This is a genomic window from Brachybacterium sp. Z12 (assembly GCF_014400405.1).
In the GTDB taxonomy this organism is placed as follows: Bacteria; Actinomycetota; Actinomycetes; order Actinomycetales; family Dermabacteraceae; genus Brachybacterium.
Genome location: NZ_CP060496.1, coordinates 166,945 through 182,042, shown reverse-complemented (window position 1 = coordinate 182,042; position 15,098 = coordinate 166,945). Strand labels below are relative to the sequence as shown.

Here is a 15,098-nt window from a genome sequence, read left to right as displayed (position 1 = left end):
GCTCGCAGAGCCGCTCGCCGTCTCCCTGCACGCCGTGACGATCGCCGGTGATGTGGCCGGGAAGCGCTGCCTGGTGCTCGGCGCGGGACCGATCGGCCTGCTCGCCGTCGCCGCCCTGCTGCACCGCGGTGCAGCCTCGGTGGACGTGACCGATGTGCACCCCGAGCCGCTCGAGCGCGCGAAGGCCCTCGGCGCCGATCGCACCATCCTGGTCACCGAGGGCGCCCCCGGAAGCCAACGCCTACGACGTGGTGCTCGAGTGCTCCGGAGCGCCGGTCTCCCTGTCCTCAGGGGTAAAGGCGGCACGCCCCGCGGGGATCATCGTGCAGGTCGCGATCCTCCCCGATGCGGAGATCCCGGTGAACCTCGCCTCGCTGGTCGCCAAGGAGATCCAGCTGCGCGGGACCCAGCGCTTCGATGCCGAGATCGATGAGGCGATCGAGCTGCTCGCCGATGATCCGCGCTTCGACGCGGTGATCACCCAGAGCCTCCCCGCGGCCGACGCCGTGAACGCCTTCGCCACCGCGAAGGACTCCTCCCGCTCCGCCAAGGTGCTGCTGGAGCTCTGAGCCGCCCCGAGCCGCCCTCCCCGAGCCGCCCCTTCGTTCCCTCCAGGAGACCTCTCATGACTCTCGCTTCTCGCCCGTCCCTTCCCGAGCGCACCGCGGCCGCACGCCTGATCGTCGTGATCCGCGGCGAGCGCGCAGACCAGTACGCACCGGTGCTCGATGCCCTGGCCGGAGCCGGCATCCGCTCGGTGGAGCTGACGCTGTCCACCCCGGGCACGCTCGATGAGCTGCCCGCGCTGCTGGAGCGCTTCGGCGACCAGCTGGACATCGGCATCGGCACCGTCACCGACCCCGATGACCTGCGCGTCGCCGCGGAGCGCGGGGCGCACTACATCGTCACCCCGATCACCCGGGCGGATCTGCTCGAAGCGGCCGACGAGGCGCGGATCCCGATCGTGCCCGGCGGCCTCACCCCGAGCGAGCTGCACGCCGGCTGGGCCGCGGGGGCGGCCGCGGTGAAGGTGTTCCCCGCGTCCGTGGTGGGGCCCGGCTACGTCAAGGACCTGCGCGGTCCGTTCCCCGGCATCCGCGTGATCCCCTCGGGCGGGGTCGACCTCGAAGCGGCCCGGGCATGGCTGCAGGCCGGTGCAGAGGCCGTCTCCGTGGGCGGGCCGCTGCTGGGCGACGCGCTGAAGGGCGGCAGCCTCGAGGCGCTGGCCGATCGGGCCGTGCAGTTCGTCGGCGTCACCACCCGTGAGGCAGGGGCATGAGCAGCGCTCCGCGCGTGGTGACCGTGGGGAGACCATGGCGCTGATGCGCTCTGCGGTGATCGGCTCGCTCGCCCACCTGCCGAACGTGGACATCTCGCTCGGCGGCGCGGAGTCGAACCTCGCGATCGGGCTGCGCCGGCTCGGCGTGCCGGCCGCCTGGATCAGCCGGGTGGGTGATGACCCGCTCGGGCAGCGGGTGGTGCGGGAGATCCGTGCCGAGGGCGTCGAGGTGCACTGCGGCATCGATCCGCAGCGACCCACGGGCCTGATGGTCAAGTCCCGCCCCAGCGCTGCGACCACCAGGGTGGACTACTACCGAGCCGGCTCAGCCGCCACCGCCCTGGAGCCCTCGCACCTTCCCGAGGAGCTGATCGAGCAGGCCGAGATCCTCCACATCAGCGGCATCACCTCGCTGCTCTCGGCCAGCGCGCACGCCACCGTGGTCACCGCCGCGCGCCGCGCTGCGGCCGCCGGGGTGCAAGTGAGCCTGGACGTGAACTACCGGTCCCGGCTCGGCTCGCGAGAGCGCCTGGCCCAGCTGCTGGGCGAGATCCTCGAGCACACGGATATCCTCTTCGGCGGTCCGGAGGAGCTGTCCCTCCTCGCTCCGGACGCTGAGGAATCCGCACCGCACACCCCTCCTGCGCGCCCTCGCCTCGGAGGGCCGCCAGGTGGTCGCCAAGCTCGGAGCCGACGGCGCCGCCGCCCTCTCGGACGGCCGGCTCCATGAGGCGCCCGGCCTGGTCGTCGACGTGGTCGACACCGTCGGCGCGGGGGACGCCTTCGTGGCCGGCTACCTCAGCGCCCAGCTGGACGGGCTCGACGTCCCGGCCCGGCTCGCCCGGGCGAACGCCTGCGGGGCGCTGGCCTGCACCACCCCGGCGACTGGGAGGGCGCTCCGCGCCGGAGCGATCTCGAGGCACTGCTGACCGGCGGTGCCGCGGACCCGGTCAGCCGCTGACCGCCGGGGCCGACGGGTCCGCGGGGCTGCGTGGCCGACGGGCCGGTTCGCCGCAGGCCCGGCTCAAACGCTGAGGGGCGCCTCGGCCATCGTCGGGTAGTCGGTGTAACCGACCGAAAGCGCCTCACCCGTGTCCGGGTAGAAGGTGGGCTTGTGCTGCGGGTTCGGGGCGCCGCCGGCGGCGATGCGCTCGGCGAGGTCCGGGGTGGCGATGTAGTCGCGGCCGAAGGCGACCGCGTCCGCCGCGCCGGCCTCGATCAGCCGTGCCCCGTCGGCCGCCTCCATCTCGTCATTGGCGATCACGGGGCCGGCGAACAGCCCGCGGATCTCGGACAGGAGGCTGTCCTCCTCCTCGACCTCGCGGATGAACAGGAACGCGACCTTCCGCTTCCCGAGCTCCTCGGCGACGTGGCCGAAGATCGCGCGGGGGTCGCTGTCGCCCATGTCGTGCTCCTCGCCGCGCGGGGCGCAGGTGCACGCCCACCCGGCCGGGGCCCCACACGCTGGTGACCGCATCGGTGATCTCGAGCAGGAAGCGCGCCCGGTTCTCGACGGATCCTCCGTACCGGTCGGTGCGCTGGTTGGTGCTGTCCTGGAGGAACTGGTCGATCAGGTAGCCGTTCGCGCCGTGGATCTCGACCCCGTCGAAGCCGGCCCGCTGCGCGTTCTCGGCGCCGCGTCGGAAGTCCTCGACGATGCCGGGGATCTCGGAGGTCTCCAGCGCCCGGGGCTGGACGTACGGGCGCTTGGGGCGCAGCCGTGCCACGCGCCCGGCAGGGGTGACCTCGCTCGGGGCGACGGGCCGCTCACCATCGAGGAGCTCGGGATCGGAGATCCGGCCCACGTGCCACAGCTGCAGCACGATCCTGCCGCCGGCGGCATGGACCGCGTCGGTGACCTTCCGCCAGCCCGCCACCTGCTCGTCGTTCCAGATGCCGGGGTGCCGTGGTACCCCACGCCCTGGGGGCTCACGGAGGTGGCTTCGCTGATGATCAGCCCGGCCCCTGCGCGCTGGGCGTAGTACTCAGCGTTCAGCTCCCCGGGGATGCGGTGATCGCCGGTGCGGGCGCGGGTCAGCGGGGCCATCACGATCCGGTTGGGGAGGGTGAGCTCGCCGAGCTCGAGCGGGGTCATCAGGACGGACATGCGGACTGCTCCTTGGTGGTGCGGGACCGGGACGGGCCTCGGCGCCCCCGCTCGCACGCGGCGGCGAGAGCTCTCGCCCCCACCAACGAGCTGCTCTCCACGCCTATTCCTCACGATGATGCAGGTCCCAGACCCGCCCCACCGCATATGCGATCCTGACACCGGGCTCCACCCCGTGGAGAGGTGCCCGACGCCGAGAACGGAGGGGACACGCGATGGGAAGAGCTCATCACGTAGGCACTGCGCTGACGTGGCTCGGGATCGCAGCGAGCATGCTCTCGACCGTCGTGCTCGCACTGCCCACCTGGCGGCAGTGGTGGTTCGGCGACGCCCTGCGCACCGATGTCTCCACCCTGGAGTCCTGGGCGAACCCCGCCCTCTTCGACACCAGCAACGGGTTCAGCTTCCTGCCGATGCAGGCGTTCCTCGCTTCGCTGGTCACGGTGCTCATCGCCGCCCTCGCCCTGCGGCGGCGGTGGCTGTCGCTGCTCGGCGCCGCAACGGCACTGTTCTCGCTGTGCACGATGCTGCTCGGATGGGCTGTACGGGCCGGGCACGCGCCTGCGGCGACACCCGCTCTCGTGGGCCTCGTGATCGCCGCCTGCGCGCTCTTCGCCGCCCTGGTGCTGCGTGCCGTCTCGGAGCTGCGCGCTCCGGCGACGGCGCAGCCCTCCGCGCCCTCCCCGACCTCCGCGCCCGAGCCCCGACCCTGAGCCTCGTCGTCGCAGGCGCGGCCGCGCCGCTCACCAGTCGTGCACGGAGCCGTCCCGCAGGCGGTTCACCGGCAGGTACGCCGGCTGATACTCGTGCGCGGCCGCGGCCTCCTCGTCGAGATCGACGCCCAGGCCCGCGGTCTCTCCCGGGTGCAGCAGGCCGTCCTCGAAGCGGTAGCTGGTGCGGAACACCGACTTCGTGGTCTCCGAGTGCGGCATGTACTCCTGGATCCCGAAGTTGTGGATCGCCAGGCCCAGGTGCAGGTTCGCAGCCATGCCCACCGGGGAGACGTCCGTAGGCCCGTGGAAGCCGGAGCGGATGCCGTACACCGCCGCGAAGCTCATGATCTGGCGCAGCCCGGTGATGCCGCCGGCGTGGGTCGCCGAAGAGCGCACGTAGTCGATCAGTCGCTCGGTGATCAGGGTCTGATAGTCGTAGACGGAGTTGAACACCTCGCCGATCGCGAGCGGGGTGACCGAGTGCTGGCGCACCAGGCGCAGCACTGCCTGGTCCTCGCCGGGTGTGCAGTCCTCGAGCCAGAACGGGTCGTAGGGCTCGATGTCCTTCGCGAGCTTCGCCGCCTCGATGGGGCTCATGCGGTGATGGCCGTCGTGCAGGAGCCGCAGCTCCGGCCCGAACTCGGCGCGCACGCCCTCGAACACGGTGGGCAGGTGGCGGAGGTAGGCACGGGTGTCCCAGGTCTCCTCCGTCGGCCGCATCGCCGCGCCGGCGGCCGCGCGACCAGCCGGTTCGTACTCGTACTTGCCACCGGGCTCGGAGTCGTGGACGCCGTAGATCTGGTCCATCCCGGGCACCCCGGCCTGGATGCGCACGGCCTGGAAGCCCTGGTCGACGTAGCCGCGGATCGCGTCGTTGAGCTTGTCGATCGTGGTGCCGGAGGCGTGGGCGTAGCTGAGCAGGCCGGTGCGGGAGGCGCCGCCGAGCAGCTTGTACAGCGGCTCCCCGGCCTTCTTCGCGGCGATGTCCCACAGCGCCATGTCGATCGCGGCGATCGCGCTCATGGTGACCGGCCCGCGCCGCCAGTAGGGGCCGCGGTAGAGGTACTGCCAGATCGATTCGATCTGCGATTCGTCGCGGTCGATCAGGGTGGGGGCGACGTGGTCGCGCAGGTAGGAGACCACCGCCAGCTCGCGCCCGTTGAGGGTGCCGTCGCCGAGGCCGGTGATTCCGTCGCTGGTGGTGACCATGACGGTCACGAAGTTGCGGCCGGGGCTGGTGACGTTCACGTCGATGCGTTCGATGGCCATGCGGGGAGTCCTCCGGGGCGAGCACCGGGGCACCTCGTCGACGAGGCCCTCAGCGTTTTCTATGATGGAACGCGCGTTCTGCTTTCCGTGATGAGTCTAGGGGCGTCCGCCACCGCCCGGCAATCGCCGTCCGACGAGGAAGAAGGTCTCCCGATGCCCCTCTCCGCACCTGGCCAGGATGGCACGCCCTCCCCGTCGGCAGCGTCGACAAGGCGCTGATACTGCTGGAGATCCTCGCCGGCGCGGGTCCCGAGGGGATGACGCTGCGGGACATCGCCGAGGCCGGTGGGATGAACAAGGCCTCCGTGCACCGCCTGCTGCGGGCGCTCATGCATCGCGGCTTCGCCGAGCAGTCCGCGCTCGATCAGCGCTACCGGTTCGGCAACGCACCGCTCGAGCTCGCGCACGCCTTCGGGGCCGGGGAGAACCTGCCCACCCTGTTCGCGCCGGCGCTCGCGGCGATCTCCGAGCGCACCCAGGAGCTGGTGCACCTGGGGCGGATGGACGGCACCCGCGTGCTCTACCTCGACAAGGTCGAGCCCGAGCGCACGCTGCGGGTGTGGTCACGGGTGGGCAGCCGCGCTCCGGCCGCGCGCACGGCGATGGGGCGTGCGATGCTCGCGGCCGACGGGGTGCGCGGCCCCGCGCTCGAGGCCTACGCGCTGGCCACCGTGCCGCCGGCGGGCGAGGCGGGCGGCGCCGTCGAGCTCGCGCATCTCGGCGAGGTGGTGGAGACGGCGGCGGAGCGCGGGTGGTCGGCCGAGATCGAGGAGAACGAGGCGGGGATCGCGTGCGTGGGCGTGGCCCTGACGCGCCGCGACGGATGCTCGGTGGCGGTGAGCGTGACCGGCCCGATCGAGCGGATGGGCCAGGCACGTCGGGCCGAGGTCGGGGCGCTGCTGCGGGAGGAGCTGGAGCGCCTGGCGCCGAGCGGATTCGAGCTGACGCCGCTGCACTGAGGGATCCAGCGGGGACGCTGCCCGTGCGGCCTCCGTCCGGTGGCGCACCCACCGTCCGGAGGCCCCTGTGATGTGAGGATCAGGGACCGTGGACCAGGTCGTAGGCGACGTCGGGCAGGAAGTCCCCGGCCGCCGACCCCTCGCCCACGCCGCAGTCCCCATCGGACTCGCCGGGGGTCTTGATCCACAGGAGCATCTCCGCCGCATCACCCCACTGGCTGGGCTCGCCGATCTGCTGTCCTGCCGGATTGCACCAGTCGGCGTCGTCGGGGCCCTGTCCGTTCCGACTGGTGTCGATCACGAACGGCTTCGTGTAGCCGTACTGCTCCTCCAGGACGGCGTTGATCTCCTGCCCGTAGGCGGTGTTGTCCTCGGTGCTGCGGTAGTTGGAGACGTTCAGGGAGAAGCCGTGCGCGCCCTCCAGACCTGCGGCGTCGAGGCGCTCGGCCATGAGTTCGGGCTCCACCCATCCCGGGTTGCCGGCATCGAGGTAGGTCCAGGTGTTCGGGGCCCGCTCGGCGAACTCGCCGATGGCGCCGATCAGCATGCCCTCGCGTTCGGCGACCTGTGAGTCGCTCATGCACTCGTAGTCACCCAGCGCATCCGGCTCGAGGACCACCAGCGCAGGGCGCTCCCCGATCCCTCCGGCGAGCTCGGAGATCCACGCGCTGTACGCCTCAGGGGATCCTGCGCCACCCCCGGAGTGTCCGCCGCAGGCGTCACGCCCGGAGATGTTGTACGCGACCATGATCGGCAGCTGCCCCTGCTGATGGGCGGCCGAGGTGAGCTCCTCGGCGGAGTCGCCGTGGGACTCCGTCCAGTTCCCCAACCAGCGCGCCATCGGCGTACCCGCGATCTCCGTGCGGATCGCCTCTGCACGGGGGTCCGAGTCGTTCTCCTCTGCCCACTGCAGCGGGGTCGAGCCCGCATCGACGTAGAACGGCTGTCCCGGCGAGGGGGCGGCGTGGGCGTCGGCCTGGTCGGACTCGAGCACCTCGTCGGGCTCCGGGGCTGCGGCGACGCCGTCGTCGGACCCGGGTACTTCCGGGCCGGTGGCCTCCTGGGTCGCGCCGCACGCGGCGAGCGACATCGTCAGGACGGCGGCGGCACCGAGCACTGCTCGGCGCTGGCTGATTCTCACGAGATGTTCCTCCACTGTCGTGAACCGCTGAGCCTCTGCGCTCAGTCGGCTCCTGGATCGGCGCCTTCGTCGCACCGGCGAGACTGGATGCGCTTCCGGTGTCCTACCGGTTGCGTCCGGTTGATCATGCACGAGGGATTGCGAGGCGTCAACACGCCGTTCGGGAGAGCTTCGGCCCCAGTAGGCTCCTCGTCATGCCCTCCTCTCCCGATGACGCCCCGCCTCCCGGCGCATCCGCTGAGCGCGGACCGGGGGAGGCACTGCCCAGCGCCGGCCCACCCTGGATGACGTGGCCCGCCGGGCCGGGGTCTCCCGCACGGTGGCCTCCCGCGCGATGAACAACACGCGGGACGTCAGCGCGGCCAAGCGCGAAGCGGTCCGACAGGCGGCGCAGGAGCTCGGCTACGCCCCGAACTCCTCCGCCCGCGCCCTCGCCACGAGGCGGGTCGGGTCGGTGGTGCTGGCGGTGGTGGACGAGGAGCCGGCGCTCTTCAGCGACCCGTTCTTCTCACAGGTGGTCGTCGGGATCACCACCGTGCTGGCACGGGCTGAGCTGGACCTGACCCTGATGCTGGCCTCATCCCTCAGCAGCCGGGAACGCCTGGAGCGCCTGCTGCGCTCCCCGGATACCGACGGGGTCATGATGATGGCACCACGGGGCGATGATCCGCTGGTCCGGGTCGCCGACAACTCCGCGGTGCCGGTCGTCTTCGGCGGTCGTCCGCTGCACGGTCGGGCGGAGCACTACATCGACGTCGACAACCGCGGCGGAGCCCGCCGAGCGGTCGAGCACCTCGTGGCAGCGGGCCGTCGGCGCATAGCGGAGATCTCGGGGCCGATGGGCCTGGAGGCCTCGGTCGCACGGCACCGGGGTTCACCGACGCCCTGACGGTCGCCGGGCTGCGGGCGGACCTCGTCGAGGAGTCCGATTTCAGCTTCACCGGCGGGGAGGAGGCAATGGCACGGCTCCTCGCCGCCCACCCCGATCTCGACGCCGTCTTCGCCGCGTCCGACGGTATGGCCGCGGGGGCCCTGCGCGCGCTGAAGGCCCACGGTCGCTCGGTCCCCGAGGACGTGGCGGTCGTCGGTTTCGACGATCTCCCCTCGCCGAGCAGTCCGATCCGCCCCTGACGACGGTCCATCAGCCGTTCCATTCCTTCGGCTACGAGATCGCCACCATGCTGGTGCGGCTGATCGACGGGGAGCCCACGAGCCCGCTCATCCTGCCGACCCGCCTGATCATCCGGGAGTCGGCGCCGTGACGGGCACGCCCGGGAGTGCATCCTCGCCCGCCGAGGCACTGCTGGTCGCGGCGCGGAACGGTCGGCCGCTCGATGCGCTCGAGGTACTCGAGCCGCTGCCCCTCGCGCAGCGCAAGCGCGCCTGGACGCCGGCGCTACGGGAGGCCGCGGACGCGATCGACATGTCCCCGGACAGCGCCCGCGATCCTCAAGGGCGCTGGGTGGGCAGGCTGCGTCAGGCGCACTGGGATGCCGCGACCGTGGCGAGGCTGGGCACCCGCGAGGCGCAGATCGCGGCCAAGCGGGTGCATCCGATTGAACTGCCGGTGGCGAGGGATCTCATCCCACGGCTGTTCCCCGAGCATCTCGACGTGTTCGTGGAGGTGTGGTCGCAGGCCTTCCTCAGCAACCCCAGGGCCTGGGACCGGCTGCGCGGCGTCGAGGCGATGTTCGACTGGGCGCAGCAGGGCCTGGTCCCGCCGCCCACCCAGCGCGGCGCAGTGCTGCTGCTCATCGCGCAGCATGACCTCTCCGGATACCTCGACCAGCACCCGGTGCTGATCGGGACCACGCTGCCGCTGCTGTTCACGGTCGAGGGCCGCTCGGGGGCGTCGGCCGCGCAGCGGGACGAGACGATGCCCGGACTGAGCCTGGGCCGGCACCTCGTTCCGCGGCTGATCCGGGAGGGGCACTGGGAGCGTGAGCAGGTGCTGCAGTGGTGCGAGCAGGCGCTCGCGATGCCCCGCAGCGCGTACGAGCTGCGCTGGTTCCGGGCGCTGCGGGAGCGCGTGGAAGCGCTCCGCTGAACGGGGCGACGGCCCGGCTCAGGCCTCCTCGGCGGGGGCCTGCTGCCGGCGCGCCGTGAGCGTGCCGAGCACGCCCGCGACCACGGAGCCGATCACGAAGGCGGCCAGCGCTGCGATGAGCGTGGCACGCAGCGGCAGGTGCGGGGGCGAGGCGTCGGTGGCCAGGCCGATCACATGCAGCAGCACCGCGACGCCGAGCACCAGCGCGGCCACGGCACCTCCGGCGGCGACGCCGATCTGCAGCGCCCGCACCCGCCGGGCGACGGCCACCAGGAAGCCCACCAGGGCGACCAGCACCACCGCCTCGACCACCACCGCGGCGATCACCACCAGCAGCGAGGAGCTCAGGCCGAAGATCGTCGGCACGGTCTGGATCGGCTCGCCCAGACCGACCAGCACGCAGGCGAGGATCCCCAGCACCGTGGACAGCACGGTCCCGTCATCGAGCACCACGATCATCACGGCGGCGGCGATCGCGCAGCCCAGGCCCAGCAGCATTCCGATCCCGGCCAGCAGCTGCAGCGGGCCGGCGCCGAGGAAGAGGCTCCCGGCGGCCAGGAGCACCCCCAGCAGCAGGCTCACGCCCATCGCCAGTCCGGTGCGGTTCCAGGCACGGGCGGGGGCGGTGATGATCCCGGCGGCGAGCGGGAAGGCGAGCGGGATCGCGAGCATCGCCGCGGTCAGCACGGCGGCCAGCAGCTCGAGGGGGTCCAGATCGAACGACATGCTCCATGGTCTCCCGAGGAGCGCGGTCCGCGCGGGGGTTCACCGAAACGGGATCTCAGACCGGGGCGTCGGCCAGCAGGCGTCGGCGGTCGGCCAGGTGCCAGGCCCACAGCAGCGCACCGATAACCACGCCGATCAGCGCCGCGATCGCGACCACGGTGAGGTTCGGGGTGATCAGCGGGGCGATCACTCCGGAGAGCATGGCGTTCATGACCAGGGTGAAGAAGGTGCCCAGCGATGCTGCGGCGCCGCGCTGGTGCGGGAACAGGTCCAGGATCTCCAGCTGGATGGGGGCGAAGAACAGCGAGGCGGTGAAGGACATCAGCATCGGCCCGGCGAGCACCGGCACCAGGGTCGCATCGAGCTGTCCGGAGGGGTCGGGGAAGGCCATCACCAGCACCACGTCGATCCTCGAGATCGTGCGGCGACGCTCCGAGACCAGCCGGGTGGAGATCTCCCGCGAGCTCGGGGTCACCCCGGCGACGGTCACCTACGCGGTCAAGCGCCTGCTCGCCGCCGGCCTGCTGCGCGAGGCCGGATTCGCGCAATCCAAGGGCGGCAAGCGCGCCTCCCTGCTGCGACTGAACGATCAGGCCCGCTGGGCGATCGGCTGCACGATCGACGCGGACCGGCTCTCGCTGGCCGGCGTGGACCTCACCGGCGCGCTGCGCGCCCGGATCGCGGTGCCGCTGGGCGCCTCCCCGAGCCGGCGGAGGTGGGCAGGGCGCTGCACCGGGCCCTGACGATGATCCGCCCGGAGGGCCAGGCGCACTCGGCCACCGGAATCGGCCTGGCGATCCCTCACGGGTTCGGTGACCACGGTCCGGAGCTGCTGCGTGAGCTCACCGAGGGCCTGGAGATCCCCTTCATCAGCGCGAACGCACCGGCCTGCGCGGCGCTGGGCAGCTTCTGGAGCGGCGAACAGCCTGAGAGCGGTCTGTGCGCGACGGTGCACGTGGACGCGGGGCTGGGCCTGGCGATCCTGCAGGACGGCCGGCCCCTCCAGCCCGGCCCGAGCAGCTCGGCCACGCTGGACCACGTGGGCATCGATCCCGAGGGGCCGCCCTGCGCATGCGGCGGCCGCGGCTGCCTGCACCAGTACGCCTCGGCCCGCGCCATCATCGAGCGCGCCTCCCGCACCGGCGATCTCGCGCACGATCTGGGACTGCGGCTCACGGACTCCTCCCTCAGCAGCGATGTCGTGCTGATCGCACTGGCCGCCGCGCGCGGCGAGCCCCGGGCGCGGGACGTGTTCGTCGCCGCGGTCTCGGCGGTCGCGCAGGCGGTGTGGTCGGCGACCAGCGCGCTGGGGATCCGGGCGGTGGTGCTCTCGGGGCCTGGCATGCAGGCGGCGCCGGTGCTGGTGGGCGAGACGATGGATCGCCTGTTCACCGCGCGCGCCCGCAATCTCGGCGCGGAGGTGTCGGTGTCGGTCTCGCAGGTCCAGCCGCACCCGTGCGCGGTGGGCGCGGCGGTGCTGGCGCTGCAGACGTTCATGACCCCCGGCCGCGCCTCCCGCAGCGAGCCGGCGGGCGGGGTCTTCCCTGCGCAGGCGGTCTGACGCCGCACTCTGCAGGTTGGAGCGACACTGCAGGCCGGGCCGACATCACACCCTCCTCGAGCGCCACCCACGCCCTAGGACGATCACCGCGCCGCGGGCCTCACCCGCGATGGGCCCACAGGTCCCGCAGCAGGGCGATCTCGGCGAGGTGGTGGATGAGCTCGCGGTTGATGTGGGCGACGAGGGTGGCTCGGGAGTGGTCAGCCCAGTGGTGCTCCGCCTCGCCGACCGCGAGCTGGAGCTCCTCCTGGCCCCAGCCGCGCACGCCGTCGATCCAGCGCTTGTACTCGGCGTCGAACTGGGCGAGGGCCTCCGCGGCCGTGGCAGCGTAGTCCCAGGTCATGTAGTCCGCGGGCGGCCCTCCGTGGTGGGAATGGTTGCGCATGGCGAGCACGCCGACGATGAGGTGCCCCAAGCGCCAGGCGATGGTGGTCAGGGGCGCTGGGTCCGGTTCGGGGAACTCGAAGTCGATGGCCATCTGCCCCGAGCCGCCCTGGAGCGAGGTGGGTGGTTGCTCGCCGTCGGCCGCACGAGGGTGCACGGTCCAGGCCCGGCCGGAGCCGCCGGGATCGAAGAAGTACTCCTCGTCGGTGAGCCCCTCGAGGCGGGGCCGCAGGTGCTCGCGGACGTGGAACTCGATCTGGTCGAGCAGGACGGTGGGCAGGTCGCCGCCGAGACCGCGGGGCTGGTCGGTCTGAGTGATGTCGGGGCTGGTCATGAGGGTTCTCCTGTGAGGGTTGGAGCAGCGAGGCGTGAGGACTGGAGCCGTACGACGGGAGGGATGGAGCAGGGAGGCGGCGCCGGCGGGCGACGCGAGGGAGCGGGAGGGGTCACCAGCCGGCGGGCGGCCAGCCCTCCCCTGCGGCGAGCGCGTTGAGCTCGTAGGCGGTCTTGCCGTCGATGCTCTCCCGCAGGATGTCCGCATGGCCGGCGTGGCGGGCGTTCTCCTCGATCAGGTGCAGGGCGTGCCACCGCAGGCTCCACGTCGTGCGCCCCTCGAACCAGGGTTGGTCGGGGACGGGACCCCTGGTCTCCAGATCGACCTCACGGATCGCGGCGGCGAGCCCCGCACCGGCCTGTTGGAGCTGCTCGATCAGCGAGTCGGCGGTGTCCTTCTCGCGCAGCGCCTCGGAGGAGATGGTGCCCTCGGCCATGAGCTGATCCAGGGTGCTGGCGGGCGCCGGGGGCGCGTCCGGCGCGGCGTGGAAGGACTCTGCCGCACGCTCGGAGATCAGCAGCACGTGCCGTGCCAGGGCGCCCAAGCTCATCTCGGAGGCGCTGGGGATCTGGGCGAGCTGTTCCCGGTCGAGCCTGTGGAGGGCCGTGGCGATCTGGTCGATCTGCTGCTGGGCGAAGGTGGCGAGGCTGTCGCGCTCGTCGGTGGTCTCTGCGGTGAGGAAAGGCATCGTGCTCTCATCTCTCGTCTGCTTGGGGCCGGGACACGGTGCTCTGCGACCCTCCGGTGGTTCGAGACCCACTCTTCGCCCCCATGCGGACAAGTGCTGTCCGCGAAGTCACCCGGCTGCCTCGATAGCACCCCACTAGGATGCTGGTCATGGCCTCCGTCACAGCACGCTACCGACAGATCGTCGAGGTGCTGGCGCGCAACGGCCTCTCTGCCCTCGCTGCCCAGATCGGTCTGCGCGATCACCTTCCGCAGGCGCTGCGCCACCATCACGCGGAGGAGCGTCTGCCCATGGGGCCGGAGCGCCTGCGCACCGCTCTGGAAGAGCTCGGCCCCACCTTCGTCAAGCTCGGCCAGATGCTGTCGACCCGCAGCGATCTGCTGCCAGCGGACTACATCGCCGAGCTGACCAAGCTCCAGGACTCCGCGACCCCGGTTCCCTACGAGGCCATCGCCGCCTCGATCCGTCGCGAGCTGGGCGCCGACCCGCATGAGCTGTACCCGAGCTTCGCGGAGGCACCGCTGGCCACCGCCTCCATCGGCCAGGCCCACCGGGCCCGCCTGCATGACGGCACCGAGGTGATCGTCAAGGTGCGCAAGCCCGGGGTCACCGCCGAGGTGAGGGCGGATCTGGACGTGATGAAACAGCTGGCCTCGCTGGCCGCCCGCGAGTGGGAACTGGCGCGCGATGTGGACATCGAGGCCCTGGTCGACGCCTTCCACCGGATGATGCTCGGGGAACTCGACTACCGCACCGAGTCCGCGAACGCCGAGCAGTTCCGCCAGAACCTGGCCGAGAATCCCGCCGTACGGATCCCACTCGTCGTCGAGGAGCTGACGACCTCCGAGGTGCTCACCGAGGAACTCGTGACCGGCCGGAACATCACCGATTCCGTGGGGCTGGATGCCGCCGGCGTGGACCGTCGGACGCTCGCGCATACCGCCACCGACGCCCTGATCCGGATGGTGCTCGTCGATGGGTTCTTCCACGCCGATCCACACCCGGGCAACCTCTTCGTCGCCGCGGACTCCACGATATGGCTCATCGACTTCGGGATGGTCGGCCGGCTCAACCCCGCGGCCCGTGAGGATCTGCTGTGGCTGCTGCTGGCGATGTCTCGTCATGATGAGGAGGCCATAGTCGCCTCGCTGCTGAGGCTGGCGCCCCCGCGCCGAGGGATCGACCGTCGGCGCCTCACCCGGGACGTGGGGGCCCTGGTCGAGTCGATCTCCGGGCATCCGCTGGCCGAGGTGTCGGTCTCACGGGTCGTCGAACAGATCTATGCGCTGTTGCGCCACCACCGATTGCAGCTGCCCGCCGAGGTGTCCTCCATGCTGCGGATGCTGGTGCTCACCGAGTCCACCGCCGTGGTGCTGGACCCCGACTTCCACCTGGGAACGGTGCTCCAGAGCGTGATGCCGGTGGCGCTCGTCGAGCTGCTCAGCCCGGAGGCGCTCCTGCGACGGGCCAGCTCCGCCGGGATGCAGGCGCTCCGCGTCGGGCACGAGCTGCCGGGCCGCGCGGCACGGCTGCTGGACGACTACGAGGCCCACGGCATCGACATCGGCATCCATGCCGAGGACCTCGACCGGGCCATCTCCCGCCTGGAGGGCACCGCCGACAGGCTGATCGTGGGAATGACCCTCAGCGCCCTGCTGGTGGGCATCGGCAGCTTCATCTCCGCCGCCCCTGGACGACCCTCGCAGCTGCGCGGCCCCGCGCTGCTCGGCGTCGGCGGAGCAGCCGCACTGCTGGGCACGTACCTCGCCGCGAGCGGCGGCCCCGCGCGACGGGCTGGCCGCTTCGTGCACCGCAACCTCACCCGGCGCTGAGCGGGTCAGGCGGCGGCCACTTTTCGCACACCTGCGGACAGGTCCTGTCCGCGAAGCC

General features: G+C 72.0%; 17 protein-coding genes and 2 pseudogenes. 11 read left to right on the top strand and 8 right to left on the bottom strand.

Translation table 11 applies throughout. The annotated features are described in order from the left end of the window. The first annotated feature begins 152 nt into the window (after window positions 1-152). From H3H54_RS01020 to H3H54_RS01005, 4 genes are read left to right on the top strand one after another with little or no spacing between them, the layout of a single operon-like run. On the top strand, window positions 153-569 hold the full coding sequence (locus tag H3H54_RS01020) for a zinc-binding dehydrogenase (RefSeq protein WP_262425161.1): 417 nt from the start codon (window positions 153-155) through the stop codon (window positions 567-569). A gap of 56 nt (window positions 570-625) precedes the next feature. Further along, window positions 626-1,279, top strand: coding sequence for a bifunctional 4-hydroxy-2-oxoglutarate aldolase/2-dehydro-3-deoxy-phosphogluconate aldolase (locus H3H54_RS01015; RefSeq protein ID WP_262425160.1), 654 nt, complete (start codon window positions 626-628; stop codon window positions 1,277-1,279). A gap of 34 nt (window positions 1,280-1,313) precedes the next feature. Further along, the gene (locus tag H3H54_RS01010; RefSeq protein ID WP_262425159.1) at window positions 1,314-2,009 is read left to right on the top strand and encodes a sugar kinase; all 696 of its coding nucleotides are present in this window, start codon (window positions 1,314-1,316) and stop codon (window positions 2,007-2,009) included. Then, window positions 1,951-2,208 carry a PfkB family carbohydrate kinase gene (locus H3H54_RS01005; RefSeq protein WP_262425158.1) on the top strand — a complete coding sequence of 86 codons (258 nt, stop codon included), beginning with the start codon at window positions 1,951-1,953 and terminating at the stop codon, window positions 2,206-2,208. Before H3H54_RS01010 ends, H3H54_RS01005 begins: the two co-directional genes overlap by 59 nt. Window positions 2,209-2,303: 95 nt before the next feature. Here the strand turns inward: H3H54_RS01005 and H3H54_RS01000 are convergent, their stop codons facing one another. Further along, on the bottom strand, window positions 2,304-2,684 hold the full coding sequence (locus H3H54_RS01000; RefSeq protein WP_262425157.1) for a hypothetical protein: 381 nt from the start codon (window positions 2,682-2,684) through the stop codon (window positions 2,304-2,306). 79 nt (window positions 2,685-2,763) lie between these two features. Continuing rightward, window positions 2,764-3,326: pseudogene (locus H3H54_RS00995) on the bottom strand (alkene reductase); the annotation flags it as partial. Between the two features lie 332 nt (window positions 3,327-3,658). Here H3H54_RS00995 and H3H54_RS00990 point away from each other — a divergent pair. Further along, window positions 3,659-4,099 carry a hypothetical protein gene (locus H3H54_RS00990; protein WP_262425155.1) on the top strand — a complete coding sequence of 147 codons (441 nt, stop codon included), beginning with the start codon at window positions 3,659-3,661 and terminating at the stop codon, window positions 4,097-4,099. 30 nt (window positions 4,100-4,129) lie between these two features. Here the strand turns inward: H3H54_RS00990 and manD are convergent, their stop codons facing one another. Further along, entirely contained in the window at window positions 4,130-5,368 is a 1,239-nt protein-coding gene (gene manD, locus H3H54_RS00985) for a D-mannonate dehydratase ManD (RefSeq protein WP_262425154.1), read from the bottom strand. Between the two features lie 122 nt (window positions 5,369-5,490). On the opposite strand from manD, the gene H3H54_RS00980 reads away from it, so the two are divergent. Continuing rightward, a complete protein-coding gene (locus H3H54_RS00980; protein ID WP_262426363.1) occupies window positions 5,491-6,327 on the top strand; it encodes an IclR family transcriptional regulator in 837 nt (278 codons plus the stop codon). Between the two features lie 79 nt (window positions 6,328-6,406). On the opposite strand, the gene H3H54_RS00975 is transcribed toward H3H54_RS00980, so the two are convergent. Then, window positions 6,407-7,468 carry a glycoside hydrolase family 6 protein gene (locus tag H3H54_RS00975; protein WP_262425153.1) on the bottom strand — a complete coding sequence of 354 codons (1,062 nt, stop codon included), beginning with the start codon at window positions 7,466-7,468 and terminating at the stop codon, window positions 6,407-6,409. A gap of 334 nt (window positions 7,469-7,802) precedes the next feature. Between H3H54_RS00975 and H3H54_RS19340 the strand changes: the two are divergent. Then, window positions 7,803-8,730 (top strand): annotated as a pseudogene (locus H3H54_RS19340) (substrate-binding domain-containing protein); the annotation flags it as partial. Beyond that, the gene (locus tag H3H54_RS00955) at window positions 8,727-9,515 is read left to right on the top strand and encodes a hypothetical protein (RefSeq protein ID WP_262425151.1); all 789 of its coding nucleotides are present in this window, start codon (window positions 8,727-8,729) and stop codon (window positions 9,513-9,515) included. The pseudogene H3H54_RS19340 and the gene H3H54_RS00955, both read left to right, overlap by 4 nt. Window positions 9,516-9,533: 18 nt before the next feature. Here the strand turns inward: H3H54_RS00955 and H3H54_RS00950 are convergent, their stop codons facing one another. Further along, complete coding sequence (locus H3H54_RS00950; RefSeq protein WP_262425150.1) at window positions 9,534-10,241, bottom strand: hypothetical protein; 708 nt, start codon at window positions 10,239-10,241, stop codon at window positions 9,534-9,536. Window positions 10,242-10,296: 55 nt separating this feature from the next. Next, window positions 10,297-10,716, bottom strand: coding sequence for a hypothetical protein (locus H3H54_RS00945; RefSeq protein WP_262425149.1), 420 nt, complete (start codon window positions 10,714-10,716; stop codon window positions 10,297-10,299). Here H3H54_RS00945 and H3H54_RS00940 point away from each other — a divergent pair. Further along, a complete protein-coding gene (locus tag H3H54_RS00940; RefSeq protein WP_262425148.1) occupies window positions 10,688-10,984 on the top strand; it encodes a winged helix-turn-helix transcriptional regulator in 297 nt (98 codons plus the stop codon). The genes H3H54_RS00945 and H3H54_RS00940 overlap by 29 nt on opposite strands. After that, a complete protein-coding gene (locus H3H54_RS00935) occupies window positions 10,957-11,802 on the top strand; it encodes an ROK family protein (protein ID WP_262425147.1) in 846 nt (281 codons plus the stop codon). The genes H3H54_RS00940 and H3H54_RS00935 overlap by 28 nt, the downstream gene beginning before the upstream one ends. 100 nt (window positions 11,803-11,902) lie before the next feature. Here the strand turns inward: H3H54_RS00935 and H3H54_RS00930 are convergent, their stop codons facing one another. Further along, entirely contained in the window at window positions 11,903-12,520 is a 618-nt protein-coding gene (locus tag H3H54_RS00930; RefSeq protein WP_262425146.1) for a DinB family protein, read from the bottom strand. A gap of 112 nt (window positions 12,521-12,632) precedes the next feature. Next, a complete protein-coding gene (locus H3H54_RS00925; protein WP_262425145.1) occupies window positions 12,633-13,208 on the bottom strand; it encodes a DinB family protein in 576 nt (191 codons plus the stop codon). 149 nt (window positions 13,209-13,357) lie between these two features. Here H3H54_RS00925 and H3H54_RS00920 point away from each other — a divergent pair, with 149 nt between their 5' ends. Continuing rightward, the gene (locus tag H3H54_RS00920) at window positions 13,358-15,040 is read left to right on the top strand and encodes an AarF/ABC1/UbiB kinase family protein (protein WP_262425144.1); all 1,683 of its coding nucleotides are present in this window, start codon (window positions 13,358-13,360) and stop codon (window positions 15,038-15,040) included. Window positions 15,041-15,098: the final 58 nt, after the last annotated feature.